General features: G+C 57.8%; 16 protein-coding genes. All 16 read right to left on the reverse strand.

Annotated features, from left to right (window positions below; all coding sequences use genetic code 11):
- Positions 1-70: 70 nt before the first annotated feature.
- The 16 genes from M1B35_RS00355 to M1B35_RS00430 all read right to left on the reverse strand — a co-directional run bounded on the left by M1B35_RS00355 (position 71) and on the right by M1B35_RS00430 (position 18551).
- A complete protein-coding gene (locus M1B35_RS00355) occupies positions 71-1483 on the reverse strand; it encodes an aldehyde dehydrogenase family protein (RefSeq protein WP_268260875.1) in 1413 nt (470 codons plus the stop codon).
- Between the two features lie 11 nt (positions 1484-1494).
- Positions 1495-2538: a homoserine dehydrogenase gene (locus M1B35_RS00360; protein ID WP_268260876.1), complete on the reverse strand. Its 1044-nt coding sequence runs from the start codon at positions 2536-2538 to the stop codon at positions 1495-1497.
- Between the two features lie 133 nt (positions 2539-2671).
- Positions 2672-3076 (reverse strand): SMI1/KNR4 family protein, encoded by a 405-nt coding sequence (locus M1B35_RS00365; RefSeq protein ID WP_268260877.1) that lies wholly within the window; start codon positions 3074-3076, stop codon positions 2672-2674.
- An 86-nt stretch (positions 3077-3162) separates the two neighbouring features.
- Positions 3163-3600 carry an Lrp/AsnC family transcriptional regulator gene (locus M1B35_RS00370; protein WP_268260878.1) on the reverse strand — a complete coding sequence of 146 codons (438 nt, stop codon included), beginning with the start codon at positions 3598-3600 and terminating at the stop codon, positions 3163-3165.
- A 22-nt stretch (positions 3601-3622) separates the two neighbouring features.
- Entirely contained in the window at positions 3623-4999 is a 1377-nt protein-coding gene (gene thrC, locus M1B35_RS00375; RefSeq protein ID WP_268260879.1) for a threonine synthase, read from the reverse strand.
- A gap of 16 nt (positions 5000-5015) precedes the next feature.
- Positions 5016-5906: a LysR substrate-binding domain-containing protein gene (locus M1B35_RS00380; protein WP_268260880.1), complete on the reverse strand. Its 891-nt coding sequence runs from the start codon at positions 5904-5906 to the stop codon at positions 5016-5018.
- 53 nt (positions 5907-5959) lie between these two features.
- The gene (locus M1B35_RS00385; protein ID WP_123335800.1) at positions 5960-7396 is read right to left on the reverse strand and encodes an amino acid permease; all 1437 of its coding nucleotides are present in this window, start codon (positions 7394-7396) and stop codon (positions 5960-5962) included.
- A gap of 148 nt (positions 7397-7544) precedes the next feature.
- Positions 7545-8819 (reverse strand): cystathionine gamma-synthase family protein, encoded by a 1275-nt coding sequence (locus M1B35_RS00390; RefSeq protein ID WP_123335799.1) that lies wholly within the window; start codon positions 8817-8819, stop codon positions 7545-7547.
- Between the two features lie 431 nt (positions 8820-9250).
- On the reverse strand, positions 9251-9529 hold the full coding sequence (locus M1B35_RS00395) for a hypothetical protein (protein WP_268260881.1): 279 nt from the start codon (positions 9527-9529) through the stop codon (positions 9251-9253).
- Positions 9530-9619: 90 nt separating this feature from the next.
- Positions 9620-10096, reverse strand: a complete 477-nt coding sequence (locus M1B35_RS00400; RefSeq protein ID WP_268260882.1) for a hypothetical protein — start codon at positions 10094-10096, stop codon at positions 9620-9622.
- 137 nt (positions 10097-10233) lie between these two features.
- Positions 10234-10641 carry a hypothetical protein gene (locus M1B35_RS00405; RefSeq protein ID WP_268260883.1) on the reverse strand — a complete coding sequence of 136 codons (408 nt, stop codon included), beginning with the start codon at positions 10639-10641 and terminating at the stop codon, positions 10234-10236.
- A 183-nt stretch (positions 10642-10824) separates the two neighbouring features.
- Positions 10825-11343: a hypothetical protein gene (locus M1B35_RS00410; RefSeq protein ID WP_268260884.1), complete on the reverse strand. Its 519-nt coding sequence runs from the start codon at positions 11341-11343 to the stop codon at positions 10825-10827.
- A 93-nt stretch (positions 11344-11436) separates the two neighbouring features.
- Positions 11437-11928, reverse strand: a complete 492-nt coding sequence (locus M1B35_RS00415; protein WP_268260885.1) for a hypothetical protein — start codon at positions 11926-11928, stop codon at positions 11437-11439.
- A 990-nt stretch (positions 11929-12918) separates the two neighbouring features.
- Positions 12919-13272, reverse strand: coding sequence for a hypothetical protein (locus M1B35_RS00420; protein ID WP_268260886.1), 354 nt, complete (start codon positions 13270-13272; stop codon positions 12919-12921).
- Positions 13273-13274: 2 nt separating this feature from the next.
- On the reverse strand, positions 13275-17900 hold the full coding sequence (locus tag M1B35_RS00425) for an RHS repeat-associated core domain-containing protein (protein ID WP_268260887.1): 4626 nt from the start codon (positions 17898-17900) through the stop codon (positions 13275-13277).
- 132 nt (positions 17901-18032) lie between these two features.
- On the reverse strand, positions 18033-18551 hold the full coding sequence (locus M1B35_RS00430; RefSeq protein WP_123335791.1) for an Hcp family type VI secretion system effector: 519 nt from the start codon (positions 18549-18551) through the stop codon (positions 18033-18035).
- Positions 18552-18877 lie beyond the last annotated feature (326 nt).

An 18877-nucleotide genomic window follows, 5' to 3' on the forward strand; every position in this document is an offset into this window, starting at 1 on the left:
AAAAAAGCAGCGATCGGGTGACCAAACCCGACCGCTGCCGCAACGACCTGTTGCTGGTACCGCTGCCCCGTCAGCGCAGGCTGTTGAGGCACACCACTTTGGGCTGGGTCATTTCCTCGTAGGCGAAACGCACCCCTTCCCGGCCCAGGCTGCCGTACTTGAAGCCACCAAACGGCATGGCGTCGAAGCGGTAGTCGGACGAGTCATTGATCATCACCCCACCGGCCTCGATGCGCCGTGCAGCGCTCATGGCGGTGTGCAGATCGTTGGTGAAGATCCCTGCGTGCAGGCTGTACTCCGGCTCATTGGCCAGGGTGATGGCCTGCTCCAGTTCGTCGAAGGCTTCCAGCACCACCACCGGGGCAAACACCTCGTTGCGCCACAGGCGGCTGCCATGGTCGACGTTTTCCAGCACCGTGGCGCTGTAGCAAGCGCCCTGGCGTTTATTCCCACAGAGCAAGCGGGCGCCGTCACCCAGGGCGTCGTCCACCACCTGCTGGGCATTTTGTGCGGCCTGCACGCTGATCATTGGGCCGATGTCAGTGCCGGGCAGCGCCGGGTTACCGGCCACCAGCGCGCTGGCCTGCTGCACAAAGCGCTCGCGGAAGGCTGCGTAGATCGACGCCTGGATCAACAGCCGCTGGGTGCCGATGCAGTTCTGCCCCGCCGCCCAAAACGCCCCGGACACGCAGCTCTCGACGGTGGCGTCGAGGTCGCAGTCGGCCATGACGATCACCGGTGCGTTGCCTCCCAGGTCCATGGCCAGCTTCTTCAGGCCAGCGTTGCGGGCGATCTGTTCGCCGGTGACAAAACCGCCGGTGAAGGAAATCATCCGCACCTCACGGGCGGCCACCAGGGCCTTGCCCAACTCGGCGCCGCCGGTGGCCAGGGTCACCACGCTCTCCGGCAGCCCGGCGTCGCGCAGGCAGTCCACCAACTTAATGGCCGACAGCGGCGCCAATTCCGAAGGCTTGAGAATCACCCCGTTGCCGCCAGCGATGGCCGGGCCCAGCTTGTGGGCCACCAGGTTCAGCGGGTCGTTGTAGGGAGTGATCGCCAAGATCAACCCCAACGGCTCCCGGGAGAACCAGCCCTGGCGCGATTCGGAACCTTCGTAGGCATCGAAGGGGATGACTTCCCCGGCGTTGCGCTTGGCCTCCTCCGCCGACAGCTTGAGGGTGTTGACGCAGCGTTTGACCTCCTTCTGCGCCTGCTTCAGGGTCTTGCCGGCCTCGGCGACGATCAGCCGAGCGAAGCTTTCGGCCTCGCGCTCGATGTTCAGCGCCGCCTGTTCAAGAATCCGCGCCCGCTGATAACGCGGCAGCGCGGCGCAGGCCAGCACACCCTGGCGCCCCTGCTGCAACAGGTGCGGCACCTGGGCGGCGGTGTCTTGCGGCACCGTGCCGAGGACGCTGCCGTCGAACGGGTTCAGCACATCGATGGTTTCCGGCTCCAGGGCCACGGCCAAGCGCGATAGGTTCACAGGCCTTCTCCTTAGCGAGTCGACAGGGATTGGTGGATGGCGATGATGTCCGAGAGCAGCGCAAAGGCGGTCTCGGTGAGCCCCGCGCCCGGGCCGGAAACGGTCACCGCGCCCAGCAGTTCGCTGTTCAGCGACACCGCGTTGATCGCCCCGGAGATACCCGCCAGGGGATGGCTGTTGTCCAGCAAGCGCGGCTCGACGCTGGCGCTCACCGAACCGTCGGCGTTGCGGCACGCGGCGCCGATCAGTTTCCAGCGGCCACCCTGGGCAGCGGCGCTGGCGATATCGGCCTGGGTCAGGGCGCTGATGCCTCGGCAGTTGACGTCACTGACGCTGAGCTTGGCGTCGAGCAACTCATTGGCCAGGATCACCACCTTCAGGCGCACATCATGCCCTTCCACATCGGCGGTCGGATCGGCTTCGGCATAGCCCAAAGCCTGGGCCTCGCTGACGGCCTCGGCAAAACCGAGGCCGCCTTCCATGCGGGTCAGGACAAAGTTCGAGGTGCCGTTGAGAATGCCCTCGAAACCGTTCAGGCCGCTGCCGGCCAGGGCTTGCTTGGCCACGCGGATCACCGGGGTGCCGCTCATCACCGAGCCTTCGTATTCAAAGGCCACACCGTTGCGCTGGGCCAAAGCCTTGAGCTCGGCGCCGTGCAGGGCAATCGGCCCCTTGTTGGTGGTGACCACGTGCGTGCCCTGCTCCAGGGCCCAGCGGCAGAACGAGGTGGCAGGCTCGCCGTCCACCGGGTTGGTGAAGGTGGCTTCGGCGATGATGTCGGCGCCGGACTCCTTGATCACCTGTTCATTCAGGGCCTCGGCACTGCCACCGGGCAGTTGCGACAAGGCGCCCTTGACCGCTGGCAGCTTGGCCAGCAGCCCGGCATCCAGGCCTTCGCGGCCGATCAGCGAACCGAGAAACAGGTCGGTGACGCCGACGATTTTCAGGCTGAAACCCAGTTGTTTTTTCCACAGCTGATTGCGCTCGGCGATCAGTTGAGCCAGGGCACGATTAACCCCACCAAAGCCCACCAGGGCCAATTTGTATTCGGTCATTGTTATGTCTTCCATCCGGGTGACTAGGCTGTTGGGCACTAGATTAGGATGGCGGCCCGGGCAGTGAAATATGCCGATTTGCTCTATTTCATGGGCGTTTTGACCAAGCGTCGAGGCAGGGTTTCGTTCAGGCTCAGGCCGTGCTCAGGGCCGCCATGAATGCGCTGAAACTGGGGGCCAACGGCAAGGCATCATCGAGGCTCAGGCCGATCAGCGGCACCTGGACAATGCTCGGTGGAGTGCTGCGGTAATCGAAGCCGAACGCCTCGCCGCCGCCGTCCCCGGCAAACAGCAAGAGCCCGGGAGCGTACTCGTCCACCTGGTATTCACGATTGAACAGGGCCAGTTCGGCGGCCGCCCAGAACACCAGGTAGCGCTCGCCGATAAAGCCTTCGCCGCCGTCGCACTGTTGGAGAAAGTCGCCGTAGTCGCTGGGCAGTTGGCGCCCGGTTGCCACCATCAGGTGTTCAATGGCATCGCGGGAGGCGCCCCCGGCACAGGAGAGGTCACCGAGCAGCGCTGAGTAGGAGGGTTCCATGGGGTATCCCGAGTGATCCTGGTCGAGGGCGAATCTTGCCACTCGCCAGGCTCACTGAACACCACGGCAGGGATAACGAGGCGGTGCTAGACCACCGAGGACAGCACAAAAGACGTGACGGTATTTTCCACCCCGGGCAATGCGGCAATGTCGTTCCACACCCGGTGCACCCGCTCGGGGTTGGCCGCGCTGACCCGCACCATCAGGTCAAACTCGCCACTCATCACTTCGCACTGGCTGATCTCGGGGATCGCGCGCAGGGCCTGGAGCACTTCGGCGCCACGCATGCGGTCGTAGCGGTAGACGAAAATCACCGCGTTGATGCTGGAAGACGATGTGCGCCCTTCACCGGCACGGATGGTGTAGCCCTGGATCGCGCCGTCGCGCTCCAGACGCTCGATGCGCTGGCGCACGGCGTTGCGCGACAGGTTGACCTTGGCCGCCAGCTCGGCGTGGGCAGCCCGGGCATTCAAGGTCAGTTCGGCCAGGATGCGCTCATCCAGGGGGTCGAGAATTCTCTTCACAGGCGGACCTCGTACCAGGGCTTCACAGGGTGCCCAGCAACTGCTGGACCCGGGCCAGATCGTCCGGGGCAATCACCTGCAGCCGCTCCAGGACCGGCGCCGGCAAGGGTTCTGCGGCCAGGCCGGGGAGCCCCAGGCGGGCCAGCAGCGCCGCCGATTTGCTCGGGGCGATCTCGCCCAGGGTGACCATCGGCGCCACCAGGCTGCGCCGGTACAGACGCGCCGCCCGCACCCCGGTAGCGGTGTGCGGATCGACCACATAACCGGTGTCGTGGTACAGGCTGCGGATCTCTTCCAGGGTCTCTTCGTCGCTCACCGAATAGGAGTCGATGATCATCCGCGCCTGCAGCCAGAACTCGTTGCCGATGCGCATTTCCCCGCAACGTTCGAACTCAGCCATCAATGCGCTGAGGGCCTGGTGGTCGTGGCCGTACAGCTCCCAGAGAAAGCGCTCCAGGTTGGCGAAAATCGACAGGTCCATGGCCGGCGACAGGCTGCGATTGGCCTGGCTGCGGGAGTAGTGATTTTTCAGGAACAGCTGGTGCAGGGCGTCGTTGCGGTTGGTGGCGACGATCATCTGGGTGATCGGCAAGCCCATCTTCTGCACGATGTAGCCGGCATAGACTTCGGCAAAACTGGCCGCCGGCACACTGAAGCTGAGGGGCCGCTGGCCGCCCCCCAGTTGCAGCACGCCGTGGAAATAGAACACCAACTGGGCCAGCACGCCGATCCAGTTGTTGGAGTTGAAACTGATGACCTCGCGGTCCGCCAGGGGCCACTGGCGCAACAGGTCGGTGACGATGGCCTGGCACTGGTCGAAACTGCCCTGCACCGCAAAGCGATGCAACCTCGGGCCCTGGGCACCCTGCAGTTGCTGCCACTGATAGTCCGGCACCCCGGACTGGGGATAGAACACCAGCACCTCGACGGCTTCACAGTCCTTGAAGGCTTCGATGGCGGCCAGGCCGGTGTCGCCGTTGGTGGCGCCGATCAGCACCCCGCGACGCTGGCGCTTATCGAGAAAGTAGCGCACCAGGCGCGCCTGCAACTGGGCGGCAAAGTCCTTGGAGGAATGGGTCGGCCCGTGGAACAGCTCCAGCACCCACTCATTGCGGTCCACCTGATGCAGGGGCGCCACGGCGCGGTGGCGGAAACCGCTGCAACTGTCCTTGAGCAGGGCCTTGAAATCCGCCTCGGGGATGGCCTCGCCGACAAACGGGCGCATGACCCGATACGCCAGCTCGTCGTAGGCCAGGGTCGACCAGTTGGCGATGTCCTGGGGGCTGAAACGCGGCAGTTCGTCGGGCACATACAGGCCGCCATCGGCGGCGATGCCGGACAGCACCACCTGCTCGAAATCGGCCTCGAGCGTGGCGCTGCGGGTACTGATATAACGCATGGGTGGCTCCGGCCAGTCACTTGTAACGATGGGCCTGCTCTACCAGCCAGGTGGAAAAATTCACCGCGTCGGGGTGTTGATCGGCCCCGGAATCGCGCACCAGGTAAAACGATTCGCTGGCCTCGATGCGCAGGTTGAACGGTTCGAGCAAACGCCCGTCGGCGAGCATCTCGTCGACCATGGACGACCGGGCCAGGGCAATGCCCTGCCCCAGCTCGGCCATGCGCAAGGTAGAAATCATAGTGTCGAACTGCAGACCGCTGGACGAGTCCACGTCATCGGCGCCGACCATCTTCAGCCAGTAGCCCCAACCCTCCTCGTAACCCAGCACATGCAGCAAGGCGTGTCGGCCCACGTCGCTGGGCACCTGCAGCGGCGCACCGGCCAACAGGGCCGGCGAGCACACCGGGAACAGGGTGTCCCAGGTCAGGCGCTGGGACACCAGCCCCGGCCAATGGCCGTGGCCCCAGCGAATTTCCATGTCGTCTTCGCCGTCCAGTTCCTTGACCCAGATGTTGCTGATGTAGCGGATATCCACCAGCGGATGGGCCTGGCGAAACTCCACCAATTTGGGTGCCAGCCAGTGCACGAAGAACGCCAGGCTACCCCGCACCTTGATCGGCCGACGCTTGTGCTGGCCGAAAATTTCATTGGTGCCCACCGCCAGCCGCGTGATCGCGTCCTGCACCACCGGCAGGTACGAACGGCCTTCTTCGGTCAGGTCCAGGCCCCGGGGCAAACGCTTGAACAGCGCCACCCCGAGGTGGCTTTCCAACTGGCGGATCTGCTGGCTGACGGCGCCCTGGGTCAGGAACAATTCGTCAGCCGCATGGGTGAAGTTCAAACAACGGGCGGACACTTCAAAGGCCCGCAGCCAGTTCAGCGGCGGTAAGGTCTTTTGCTTCATGGTGGTTTTCTCATGGACCCGAGGTGCCCCGAACCGGCCGCCCGTCCCGTGCGTCAGCCTGGCAAGGCATCGGACGGTTGGGCCTGGAGCGCCAGGGACAGACGGCGCGCGCGGCTTTTGCGGGTAATGTAATACACGAAGTAGCACCAGGCGATGAACGGCACGCCGAAGTACAGGGCCACTCGTTGCTCAGGGTCGAAGGCAATGCCAATGCACGCCAGGCTGCAGCAGATCAGCGCACCCAGGGGCACCCACGGGTAACCCTTGACCCGGAACTTCAGGTCACGGATGTCCCCGCCATTGGCCACGTAGTGGCGGCGGAAGGCAATCTGACTGGCGGCGATGCTCATCCACACCACCACCACGGCCAGGCCGGAGATCGACACCAGCGCCAGGTAGATGGTGCCGGGAGCGAACACGCTGCTGAGCAGCGACGCGGCGCCGCCGGCCATGCTCACGATGATCGCGTTGAGCGGCGTGCCCATGCGCGTCAGGGCCGAGAACTGTTTGGGCAAGTGGCCTTGGTCGCTGAGGGTCCAGAGCATCCGCGAGGCCGCGTACAGACCGGAGTTGGCGGCCGAGAGCAAGGCGCTGATGATCACGAAGTTCATGATGTCGGCGGAGTACGGAATGCCGATGTAGGTGAACACCGTGACGAACGGGCTTTCGATCAGGCCAGCCTGTTCCCGCGGCAGCAAGGTGGCAAGTACAAAGATGGTGCCGACAAAGAAGATCGCCAGGCGCAGCACCGTGGTGCGGATGGCACGCGGCACATTGCGTTGCGGGTCTTTGGTTTCGCCGGCAGCAATACCGATCAGCTCAGTGCCGGAGAAAGCAAACGACACCGCGAGCAAGGTCATGGCAATCGACATGAAGCCGGTGGGAAACAGGCCTTCGCGGGTGAAGTTGCCCAGGCCGATGCTGTGCACCTGGTCGATCTGCAACAGGCCGAGAATCGCCCCGCCACCGATCAACAGGAACACCACCACGGTGATCACCTTGATCAGGGACAGCCAGAACTCGGTCTCGGCAAACAGACGTACAGAGACCACGTTAGTCAGGAACACCACGCCAGCGAACAGCGCGCTCCAGATCCACACCGGGGTGTCCGGAAACCAGCGGCTCATGAGAATACCGGCGGCGGTGAATTCCGAGCCGATGGCCACGGTCCAGGTCAGCCAGTAGAGCCAGGCCACGGTGTAGCCGGTGCCCGGGCCGAGGAAGCGTGTGGCGTAGGTGCTGAAGGAACCGGTTTCCGGCATCTGCACCGCCAGTTCGCCGAGGCACATCATCACCATGTACACCATCAGCGCACCGATGATGTAGGCGATCACCGCACCCAGCGGGCCAGCCTGGTTGACGGTGTAGCCGGACGTCAGGAACAGCCCGGTGCCGATGACCCCGCCAAGGGCCAGCATGACGATGTGCCGGGTCTGCATTTCCTGCTTGAAGCCGGTTCGAGCATTGGTTTGTTGTTGTGTGATGGACATGATTTTTCTCATGAAAGTGTCAGGGCAAGGATCAATGTCTGCGACAGAGGCTTGGGCAGAAATCAAAGGGATGCCGCGAGGTTTTTATTGTTATTGCGTTTCATGGAGAACTCACAGGCAGCCTTGCCGTGAGGGGGGCGGCACGACCTCAGTCAGCGACCTCAACGCAGGGGTGTGCCAGGGCGGTACGGGCTGCAGCGTCCGGCTGCTGCAGTGAGGTCCTGACCCAGGCAAACGCCTGCTTCAGGTCGGCCAACAAGTCGTCGGTGTCTTCAATGCCCACCGAGACCCGCACCAGGCCTTCGGAAATGCCCAGGGCTTGACGTTCTTCCGGGGTGTTCTCCACGTGGCTGGTGGTGCGCGCCGGGCCGTAGATGGTTTCCACGGCGCCCAGGTTGCCGGCGCAGTGGGCGTATTGCAGGCGCGGCAGCAGCACCTTGACCGTGTCCATGCCGCCCACCAGCACAAAGCTGACGATGGCGCCAAAACCACGCATCTGCGCACAGGCCACGGCGTGGTTGGGATGGCTGGGCAAACCGGGGTAATTGACCTGCTCCACCAGCGGTTCGCTGCACAGGAAATCCGCCAGGGCCCGGGCACTTTGCTGCTGCTGGCGCACCCGCAGGGCCAGGGTCTTCATGCCGCGAATAATCAGGTAGGCCGAGAACGGATCGAGGGATGCACCGTTGATCTCCCGGTAGTGCCGCACCTGGGCCATCAAGGCTTCACTGCCGCAGACCACACCGCCGAGCACATCACCATGACCACTGAGGAACTTGGTGGCGCTGTGGATCACCACATCCACCCCCAGGGCCAGGGGGTTCTGGTTCAACGGCGTGGCAAAAGTGTTATCGGCCACCACCAGGGCACCGACCTGCTTCGCCGCCGCCACCAAGCGCTGGATGTCGACAATTTTCAGGGTCGGGTTGGTCGGGGTCTCCAGGTACAACACCTGGCAACCCTTGGCGATCTCGCGCTCGATTTCCCCGTGATCGAAGGTTTCACACAGGGTCACTGCTACCCCCATGCGCGGCAGGAACTCCTCGAAAATCTTGTTGGTGCCGCCGTAGCTGTCCTTGGTCGACACCACCCGCTGGCCACACTGCAGAAAGGTGTACAGCACGCTGCTGATGGCGGCCATGCCACTGCTGAACGCCACCGCCGACTCGGCGTTTTCCAGGGCGCGCAACTTGGCTTCGAAGGTTTCCACCGTGGGGTTGCTCATGCGGCTGTAGATAAAGCCCGGGGCCTTGCCCAGCGCCACGTCGTACCACTGATCGATGTCGTCATAACCGTAGGCGGCACTGGCCACGATCGGCGTTTGCGTGGCGTTGTAAGGATGAGTGATCTGCTCACCCCCCCACACCACCCGGGTCCCGGTTCCGGCTTCTTCCAGCCCTGTGCTTGCAGGTTTTTTATTCATTGCGACGGCTCACGATAAAGGGTGCGTGGTGAGTCACCACGCTGGAACTGGGGGCCAATATAGTGAAAAGCCGAAACGCCGAGAAACGATGTTATCAGGGCCAAAGGGGCGGTTTTTTTAATGGCTGAGCGGGGGCGAACGGGGGGAAATGGACGTGAGCCGTGAGGGCGTCGAGGGGAGAAGGGTTTGGGTGACTACCGGTGTTGAGTCCGTGGCATCAGCAACGAGGTTCACTCACAAACAACCGTTCTAAAAACAGCCGTTCACATTTTTTGAAACGCGCTCTTTAAAGAATGCAATCATCATTGCTGTTACCTTTTTTAATCGAGCCCTGACAATTGCAGGGGATCCACTTCAGACTTGGGCAGCCTTCACCTCTAAAGTGGTTAATGCCTCTTTTATAAGTGCCAACAACGTTAATATAACAAAATTCATTTTAACTGAAACAGCAATCGCTCAAACACCTCCGGAGCCAAACTCATTTCCTCTGGAGAAAGCAAAACACACATCACCTGCTGATCAAGAACCACATCATAAACATCCACACCGATCCACCCCCTGGACCAAAACTCCACCGTAGCCAATTTATTAAAACCCTCCAACTCAACCCGCTCGAGATCACCAAAATCCCCATTGGTGAATGATGAATACTCAAGGGTATAACCCTTTAACAATGGTTTAAATTCTTGATCAAACTTTAAAACATCCATCGTCCAGATCGACCTTATGTGAGTGGTGCTGGTGCTAAGCGGTCTCTAAAAAACCTAGAAGCTTTCATCAATAACAGAGCAAAGCTCAACTCATATCACTATCTCACCAACTAAATTTCTGGCGCGTTCTATTTCCATCGGAACAAGCTCTATGGCCTGTGAGAGCTGTTGCTCCGCTGACAACTGCGCCATCAAAGCCAGCATGGCTGGATGATGAGAAATAAAATCCTCAAGACCTTGGGTGTGTGGAAGGTATTCATTTTTTGAGTAGACTTCAAAAATCCGCTGATCCATTAAATTCACCTCCAGCTCGCCATATAAACATTCTAAAAAAACCAACTGCCGACTTTCTGAAAAATCACACAACATCTGAACTGCCGAAACAAAAGAAAGACCGTAATAATCCGCTCCAACGCAATCCTCCTCATTGGGCACCGCGCTAGAGCCGATATAAGTCCTTACCCGCTCCACATCCGTGCCTTTCGGGACAATTCCCGTTTCGACCGCCCCCCATAATAAATCGAGAAAACCACGTGATGGCGCACTGGTAAAATAAGACGTATTCATAAATATAAAATACAGCCGCTCCGCACAAAACAGAGACCTTAGCAACGACCTACGCAACATTATCGACAACATACTTTAACCCGTGAGAACTACCGAGAATCCAGCCTTTTTTGTATAGATTGCTTTAGAACACCCGACTAAAGCGCACCCAGTATCTCGGTGCAAAACCCTGTTTCTAGTCGCTTATGAAAAAAACTTGCAAGGTCGTCACCCTGTAGCGAGCATTGTTTAGCGACATGCAGTATTTCATTTGGCTCCATAAATGAGACCAGACAAGGGGTAACACAGCCGTTTTGCAATCTCTCTAGTATGAAACTCAATAACATCGTGCGTTCGAGACTCCCCACGTCCGAAAACAAATCATTCGAACACTGCCTGCTCAAGTCAGTAATAATGGTTGCCTTGTATATTTTTCCTTGGTAAATAACGCTGATATTTCCACCATCAATCTCCGCAGGGATAGAAAAGTTTCCAACCTCAGAAAAACCTTTGTAATTTTCTGATTTTTTATTTTTCACTTCAAAGTAAGATAAAAAATAAGACATTGAACTCGCCCAATCAAAACGTCAAAAACAACAACCCAACACGCCCAAAAACCAAAGATACCGGACACCCAACATGTTACTCACTTAGTTTAAAACAATAATTACACCCCTTGTTAACCCCGAGCGAACTCACTCAGCATTAGTCGTTACTACACAGAGGCACACCCTACAAACATCAGCACATCAGCGAAATTTTAAAGCGTGTTGCCAATCAACGATTTTTTCTGCAAAGGCTCTGTCCGACTGCAAAGAGTTCGTCTCACCAACAAACATTGGATCCGTTAGTATTTCAGCTTCTTCTTCATCAGTTAACACAACAGCCTTACCCGCTTTTTTCTCAACTATGTATCTTTGACCGGCCATATAATCATAGGCATCAATGATGGAGCTTTCCGCTGCACTCAAACCATCAGGAGCACCCTCCGTAAAAAACACAATAAGATTTGAAAGCGCGTAAAAATAAAAGTTCCTGAGCACTTCAATATAGTCAGCATTTTGCTCTTCTACCACGGTAGAATCGATTACACTGTCTATAGACGCAGTATTTAATTTCGAACTTCCAGACACAAGACAAGCCCATAACTCATCCATAAACAAAGCAACCTCTTTCGGCATATCAACACCCATTTCTTTAAGGATGCAACCGAATCGGTAAAACGCATTTAACAGTACAAACAGAGAGACTCTTTCTGAAATATTCATCGCACATCCTTGTCTATTTACTAAATTCAGAGATGAAACCGTTTTTTCGTAATATGGAACATTACCATCATTGTCGCCCAGCAAGTTCAGTTCTTAATCAGGTTCACTTAAAATACTACTCACTTCTTTCATAACTCTGGGATCTCGCTTTGATTGCCGAGTGAGTATATCAAGCCCAAGAGCAATTCTTTCTTCACCCTGAGATGTTGCGGAAATGAACTGTTGCTGAAAAAACCTCATAGCCGAGACCTTATCGTAATGCCGAGCAACTAAATCACCCAAGTGCCAGCACAATTCAATATTTAGATAACTATGATAGTTAATTCCCAACGCACCTAACAGCAACTTCCTCTGACCATCCGAGATAATATCCATATCAGTAGCCAGCTTTACTATAAAAATTTCAATGCCTGGCTTATTGAACAAGTCTTCAGTTGAGAGTAGGTAGACAATGAAGCCCAGGCACTCCTCCGAGAAAAACTCATTGGCCAATGTGGCATTTTCATAAATATCAGCTTGCTTCGCAATTGACTTACGCGCACCTTTACCGTTCGCTGCATGGAGCGCACTTATTACTTCTTTCACTTAAATCTCCTTGTGTGCGCCATATCATCGGCACAAGTGCTCATCATCCATGAGGTGTAAAAACAAGGCCTAGTCTGAGCCGCTATTGGCAGAACAACAGCAAGGCAGTCGAGCAGACGGACTATCTACAACAGAACAGATAACAACCCCCTATCCTTTGCTAACTTACCACCTGATAAAAATAACAATGGACCCATAATCCTGATTCACATTTTAAACATCAATAGAAAACCTTCTATCTGGAAACTTATTTGACAAAATCAACCTCCATCACAAAGCAGAAACTTTGGACAACTGCTCAAAAACAACATCATCAGTACAACCGCAAACACGTCATACAGGCGAGTATGACTCATCATTTTTTTCAATGCTTCGCAAGTCACCATCAAAATCAAGCAATCAAGAGTCAAAAGCCTCATGATTGTATTTAGCTTCCAAAAAACACCATCATCGCGAATGAAAAATCGGGAACCAGAAGTCTACAAAACAGCAAAATATCCTCAGACGAACACACAGCACTGACATAAGAAAAAATGTCGATATCGTCCTTATTAACCCGGCCAGACCTCCATGATTAAAACCGACCAACCCCATAAAACTCTTTGATCGTATTTATCTTCATTACCAACCATTTATAAAATTGACACACCATACGTATCCGCCACCAATCAACCGGCAAACACCCTACTTTTATTTTAAAACCAAGAACACAAATACATCAACATTAAAACCTACCCCCCCACATACAAACCCCAAAACAAAAAACACACTATCATTATCATGAATACCACTCGATAAACTTATAAAAACGCGATAGTGCTTATCACCCCAACACTACACCCAAAACACCCCCCATACATACTTAGTCTGGACACTACAAAAACAGCACTTACCAAATCATTTAGTCTTGCGGTAAAAAACCTGCCTTAAAGCGAAGAAGACCATTCAACCTTTAACGTTGCTTCAACGCCATGAACCCTAATGAATTCGTCACCGGCCAACCGAATAAAAAAAATGATCTTCTTTAGTGCTTTTACTTTCCATAACGAGCCAATCATGATCAAAATCGTCTGCTGGCTTATAGCCTAACTCAGCCACCTCAAAAACCATACCCTTTAGAGTTCCGGGACTTACATCTAGGTAATCGACTTCTAAAAAGGTAATCACCAGCCTCTTAAATAAGCTATCAGCACAAGCACTCTCAATTGACTTTAACGTCAGTATTACTGAACGCTCGAAAAAATCGACTGCAATCCCTGACAAATCAAAGTAATTATGTAAGTCATACTGCTGATCCCCTCTCTGAATACTGACATTACTAGCAAGAAAAAAATTCTTTTCCATATCTATTTCCTCTCCAAATATCGTCGCGCCGTTCTTATATCTTCTTGGGTAGCCGGCCGCAAAGTAGCTTGTTTTTCAGTTGTATTGTATGCAGGCTGCAAACGTGCAGGAGCCATTTTATTTCTAGCAGAAACCTTAGTATGCGGTGTCGGAACTCCGTTATGAGCCCTTCCCGCCAAATCAATATCTAGTTGCTGGCCCTCAGACTTTAACGTAACTCGACTTTTCCCAGCATTAGCCGGTATTAAATCTGCAGCTTGTTTCTCCAATGGAACAGAGGCCGTCGCTCCCGTCGGACAAGAACAACGAATTTTTTGCTTCTTCGCCAACCCCAACGGATCAACCCACCCCACTGGATTCGGCGCATACGCATAAAGATTCAACCCACCCGCATAACCAATCGGGTCCTGACTAATAAACCGCCCAACCGCCGGATCATAGTATCGATACCGATTGTAGTGCAGCCCTGTCTCAGGGTCGTGGTACTGCCCCTGGAACCGAATCGGGTTGGTGATGCCCTGCTGCACGGCCCAGTCCGAGCGCTGTTCCTTGATTTCTCCCCACGCCTTGTACTGTGCGCTCCAGGCCACGCGGCCGTGCTGGTCGGTGAGTTCTTGCGGCGTGCCCAGGTGGTCGCACTGGTACCAGGCCAGGGCGTCGAAGGGGTGGGCCTGTGGTTTGTGGTTCCACAGGGGGTCGTGGTCGATGTCGTAGTCGCCGCTGTAGGTCGGTTGGTTCAGCAGGCGGATGGCTTGGTGGCGGATGGCTTGGGCGACGGGCACGAAGCTGCCGGGTTCGAACAGGTAGTGCACGGTGCGACCGGTGCCACTTTCGTGTTGGGCCGGGCTGCTTTCCCAGGCAAGGTTGTCGCCGTCCCAGCCGTACAGGGTGAAGCCGCAGCCGAGTTCTCGTTGTCGGCGCGCCTGTTCGTTGCGGTTCCATTGGGAGCCGGCCTCGGGGCGACGTTTGTAGTGGGCGCTGGAGTTTTTGTATAGGCGTCGGCCCAAGGCATCGTAGGCGTATTCCACGGCCAGACGCGGGTCTTCGAAGTGCACGAGGCGGTCGAACAGGTCCCAGCGCAGGCGGCTGTAACTGCCGTTTTTCCAACGCTGGATCTGATTGCCGCGGTCGTCGTATTCGTAGTGGGTGCCGGCGTATTCGCGCAGCAGGTTGTCCAGCAGTTTGCTGCGTTTGGGGTCTTGGTCCAGGGGCCGCTGGATGGCGTGGGTTGGGTCGTCGAGCAGGTTGCCGGCCGGGTCGAAGGCGAAGGTTTCCACGGCCAGGCGGCTGGTGGCGCTGAGCAGTCTGCCCACCGGGTCGTAGCGGTAGGCCAGCGGGCCACGGCGGCTGTCGTTGATGTCGGTGAGTTGCCCGGCGGCGTCGTAGCGGTACTCGCGCTTGATCAGGGTACTGTTGTCGTCGCTGCGGCCCAGCAATTGTTCTTGCAGGCGCCCGGCCGGGTCCCAGCGTTGGGTTTGCAGCAGATGGTTGCCTTGGTGACGGGCGATTTCCCGGTGCAGGTCGTCCCGTTCGTAGCCGATCAGTTCGTGCTGATCCAGGCGCATGCCCAGCAGATGGCCGCTGCCGTAGGTCAGCCAACTGACGCGGTGACCGTCGGGCCGCACGGTGGCGATGCGCTGGTTGAGCACGTCGTACTCGTGCTGCCAGACCGCAACCTGGGGCTGTTCCAGGCTCAGGTAGTGCTGGTGCTCACGGACCAGGTTGCCGGCCGGGTCGTGGAACCACTGCAAGCGGCTGTCGGCGTTGCTGGCCATGACCAGGTTGCCGTTGCCGTCGTAGGCGAAGGTTTCCCGTTGCGACAGGGTGTTCAGGCTGGCTTGGCGCTCGACCAGGCGGCCCATTGGGTCGAATTTGACCGCAATCCTGCGTTCGCCATTCAGGGTGCTGTGCAGCCGACCGGAGCTTGGCTCGTATTGGTAACGGGTGGTGCGGCCGTCGAACCCGGTCTCTTCCAGCAGCCGGCCCATGGGGTCGTAGTGAAAGTGGGCACGGCGTTCGTTCTGGTTTTCCAGGGCCAGCAGGCGCCCGAGACGGTCCCAGCGATAACGCAGGGTCTGCTCCGCGGCATCGACCCGCTCGGCCAGCAGCCCCGCCGCGTTGTAGCTCCATGTCGTGCAACGGTCGAGGCCATCGACGTGGGCCAACAAACGCCCCTCGGCGTCGCGCTCGAAGCGTTCCTCCGTCTTGTCCGGGTGTTTGATCAGCACCAACTGGCCGGCCTTGTAGCGGTACTCGGTGCTCTGCCCCGCCGGGTCGGTAAAGGCGATCATCTGCCCCAGGGCGTCGTACTCCCAGACGCTGGTCTTGCCGGAGCAGTCGGTAAAGCTCTGCAGTTGCCCGGCGTCGTTGTACTCCAAGGCCTTTTCGTTGCCGTTGGCGTCCTTGATCGCCGTGGGCTGGCCCGCCGCGTTGTAGGCGTACTCGGTCTTGTTACCCAGGGGATCGAGTTCCACCACCAGGTTGCCGCGGTCGTCGTACTCACGTAGCCACTGGCCGCCCTCGGCGTCGCTGATCTTGATCAGTTGGCTCTGATCGTCGTAGGCGAAATGCACCCGTGTGTGGTCGGCGCGGATATGCTCCAACACATTGCCGCGGTCATCGTAGCTGTAGCGGTCGGTGCTGCCGTCGGCGTGCACATGGCGCACCACATTCTTGGCCGGATCACGGAACAGCCATTCCGACAGGCCATCGGCGTGGCGGATGCGGTAGGTGTAGCCGTGCAAATCGTAGTAGTGCCAGGTTTCTTGGCCGTGGGCATCGGTGACGTAGGTCAGGCGGAGGTTTTTATCCCACTCCAGGCGCGTATCGAAGCTGCCGTCATCGGCCCATTCGCGCACGGCCCTGGCATCCGGGCCGCTGCCTTGCCACTGCAGGTTCATGCCACGCCCGGTGCGGTCGCTGTAACGGGTAATCAAGTGGCGCTGGTACTGATAACTCCAGGCCGAACCGTTCTCGTCCTGGGCCTGAACCAGGTCGCCATAGGCGTCATATTGATAGCGGCACAGTTGCCGTTGCGGCGCGCCGTCGCGAATTTCCCACACGCCGGTGAGGCGACCCTGATCGTCGATCATCGTGCCCAGGTGCAGCAGCACCTCGCTGATGTCGTCCTGGTAAGTGATCACATCCGAAAGCACCGGCAGTTCATTGTGCCGGTACTCGTGGTGCAGCATGACGCCCGCACCGTTGCGCAGGACCACGCCGGTCAGCAGGTAGCGCTGGCCGTGGCGGATGTAAGTTTCCTTGCGTTCGAAACCACGACACAGCACCAACTGCTGTTCAGTGGCGCGTACCAGGGTCAGTTCTTCGATCGGGTCGTAGTGGAACAGGCCGACCTTGGGCAGCGGGTAGTCATGGCTGCGGCCGTCGGCATCGTGGAACACCAGGCCGTCGTCGGTGCAGTCAAAGCGGGTGGTCAGCTCGCTGATCCAGCGGGCGCCCATCACGCCCTGATCATAGGCGTCCAGGGCGGAACAATAGGTCCGCGTCCAGGCCAGCGGGAAAGCGCCCGGCAGACTGAAGTCGGTGTGTTCCAGGGACTCGGCCCCGGTGGCAAAACTGATGCTTTTGCAAGTTCCTGGGCAGGTGCCGTTCTTCTGCGGCTTAGGCCGTTTCTTACCCCGTAACTGCCGGCGCAGTGCTTCCAGTGCCCCGGCGCTGGCCAGGAACATGGCCTGGCTGGTGGCGTCGGATTTGACGTTGGCAGCTTGATCGTTGCCGTTTCGCTCCAACCACTCGAGGACGCTGTCTTCCAGGCTCTGGCGCAGATGCTCCAGGGAGTCAGGGTTGTCGGGGTCGCCCAGCCGGCTGACTTGCAAGCGTATGTCTGAACCCAACGCACGCAGCTTGGGCGTTTCCTGCAATATTTGTTTTTTTGCCTCTTCCTCTAACAGGGCTTTCGAAGCCATGTTGAGCAAGCCCTTGCCCGTGGCCTTGGACACACTGGACAGCACCGACAAAAAGTTATCAAAACGCCTGTTGGGATCGTGGATCAACACATCCAGCTGTTGCTCTGCCGCGTCCAGGTCACGCTGGCTATCGAAGCCCGCACCCGCAAACGCATCCAACTGGTCGGCAATATCGTTCAACAGGCTCTCGCCGAACTCACCGAGACTGCTCACAAGCGCTGCAAGCTGTACCTTGGCTTTGTCCCCCACGAAATCCGCCAAGGTGCCCACAATGTCTGCGTTCAAACTCGCGACCAACACATTGATCAGGGCGTCACCCATGTGCTGTGTACCCTGCTGGCGCACCATCATCAGCATCGGCCGCAACGCCATGCGCGCTCCGGCCATGACCGGCGGAAACGGAATGACCCCAATCAAGTTGATCGCCAGGCTGACCCAGATCAGCGGGTCCGGATCGTCAGTGGTGACCAGGGTCACGATGTCACCCAAGAGGTCCATCAACGCGATGACGTTGCCCACTGCGGGCTGGCTGGCAACGGCGTTCTTGAACATCTCCAGGGTGACCCAGCCGCCACTGATCTCGCGCAGCCAGGCATCAACATACTCAGCCGCCGCGCCCACATCCTCGACGTAGATCGCACTCAGAGGAACAGGCGCAAATTGGAGTTCACGTGGTGTTTCAGCAGCAGTTTCAGTGGTCATCAAAGCATCTCACCCGCAGCCAGCCGGCCCGGGATTTGAAGGAATTCATAGGGGGTGTATCAGGCGCGGCAGGCGCTAAGGCCCGCCGCAGCGGCGCGTCTTGATCAGAACGAAAAAGACGCCCGCACCGCCTTAGCCGGCGACCGGAGTGCGCCAGTCATCGGAACCGGAAGTACCGGAAACCTCGTGGGTCCAGGTGATCTTGCGGTAGGTGAAGTGCACGTCTTCCAGGTGGGTGAAGTGCGCGTTCGATGGGTCTTGGCAGTTGTGCATGTAGTCCTTGATGTCAACGATGATTGCGTCTTCAAGGGTGGTGGTGAAGTAGTGCTCCTGGGTGCCGGCAGCGGACGTGCGGTACCAGTGGATAACGATTTCGGTCAGGCGCTCGCCGGAGGTCAGGGCGGCCAGCAGCAGGGGCGAAGCCTTGTCGAAGACCTTGGTGATGATCACCGGCTTGTGTACGCGCTGACCGGTCGGCTGGCCGGATTGCGGATCACGGGGAATGATCACTTCGTGCTGGAAGCCCTGGACCATGACCTGGTCTTCGTGGCCTTCCTGATAGGTGTTACCCACCGAGTCGGCGGTGAAGGCGCCAGCAGTGATCAGGCCTTGTTTGGTGCCGGTAACGGACATGTACGCGGGTGTTGCCATGGGATGCGTTCCTTGCAAAAAAGGGCGGGATCGACAAGCCAAATGGCTTGAGGGACGCCCTAGAGACATCAAAACCCATGCCAACTAATAAATATTCTTTATTTATCAAATAGATACATAAAATACAGACCCATTTTCACTGCCTTTCCGCGGTTTTCCCCGGGCCCAGTGCGCAAGAAGTTGCGCAGTACTGCGCAACTTCTTGCGCACTGCCCTGCAGCCCTTTAATGACGTGGCCTACAGCCCTTTTAGCAGGTTAATTGAGCGATTGAAGTGCGCAACTTCTTGCGCAGTTGCTCCCTGGGTTGCCAAGCTGTGCCATTCGC

It is taken from the genome of Pseudomonas morbosilactucae, from assembly GCF_023241665.1.
Lineage (GTDB): Bacteria > Pseudomonadota > Gammaproteobacteria > Pseudomonadales > Pseudomonadaceae > Aquipseudomonas > Aquipseudomonas morbosilactucae.

Coding starts and splice junctions, on each gene's coding strand:
- M1B35_RS00360 (WP_268260876.1), bottom strand. CDS start 2,538: ATGACCGAATACAAATTGGCCCTGGTGGGCTTTGGTGGGGTTAATCGT.
- M1B35_RS00365 (WP_268260877.1), bottom strand. CDS start 3,076: ATGGAACCCTCCTACTCAGCGCTGCTCGGTGACCTCTCCTGTGCCGGG.
- thrC (WP_268260879.1), bottom strand. CDS start 4,999: ATGCGTTATATCAGTACCCGCAGCGCCACGCTCGAGGCCGATTTCGAG.
- M1B35_RS00380 (WP_268260880.1), bottom strand. CDS start 5,906: ATGAAGCAAAAGACCTTACCGCCGCTGAACTGGCTGCGGGCCTTTGAA.
- M1B35_RS00385 (WP_123335800.1), bottom strand. CDS start 7,396: ATGTCCATCACACAACAACAAACCAATGCTCGAACCGGCTTCAAGCAG.
- M1B35_RS00390 (WP_123335799.1), bottom strand. CDS start 8,819: ATGAATAAAAAACCTGCAAGCACAGGGCTGGAAGAAGCCGGAACCGGG.
- M1B35_RS00395 (WP_268260881.1), bottom strand. CDS start 9,529: ATGGATGTTTTAAAGTTTGATCAAGAATTTAAACCATTGTTAAAGGGT.
- M1B35_RS00400 (WP_268260882.1), bottom strand. CDS start 10,096: ATGAATACGTCTTATTTTACCAGTGCGCCATCACGTGGTTTTCTCGAT.
- M1B35_RS00405 (WP_268260883.1), bottom strand. CDS start 10,641: ATGTCTTATTTTTTATCTTACTTTGAAGTGAAAAATAAAAAATCAGAA.
- M1B35_RS00410 (WP_268260884.1), bottom strand. CDS start 11,343: ATGAATATTTCAGAAAGAGTCTCTCTGTTTGTACTGTTAAATGCGTTT.
- M1B35_RS00420 (WP_268260886.1), bottom strand. CDS start 13,272: ATGGAAAAGAATTTTTTTCTTGCTAGTAATGTCAGTATTCAGAGAGGG.
- M1B35_RS00425 (WP_268260887.1), bottom strand. CDS start 17,900: ATGACCACTGAAACTGCTGCTGAAACACCACGTGAACTCCAATTTGCG.
- M1B35_RS00430 (WP_123335791.1), bottom strand. CDS start 18,551: ATGGCAACACCCGCGTACATGTCCGTTACCGGCACCAAACAAGGCCTG.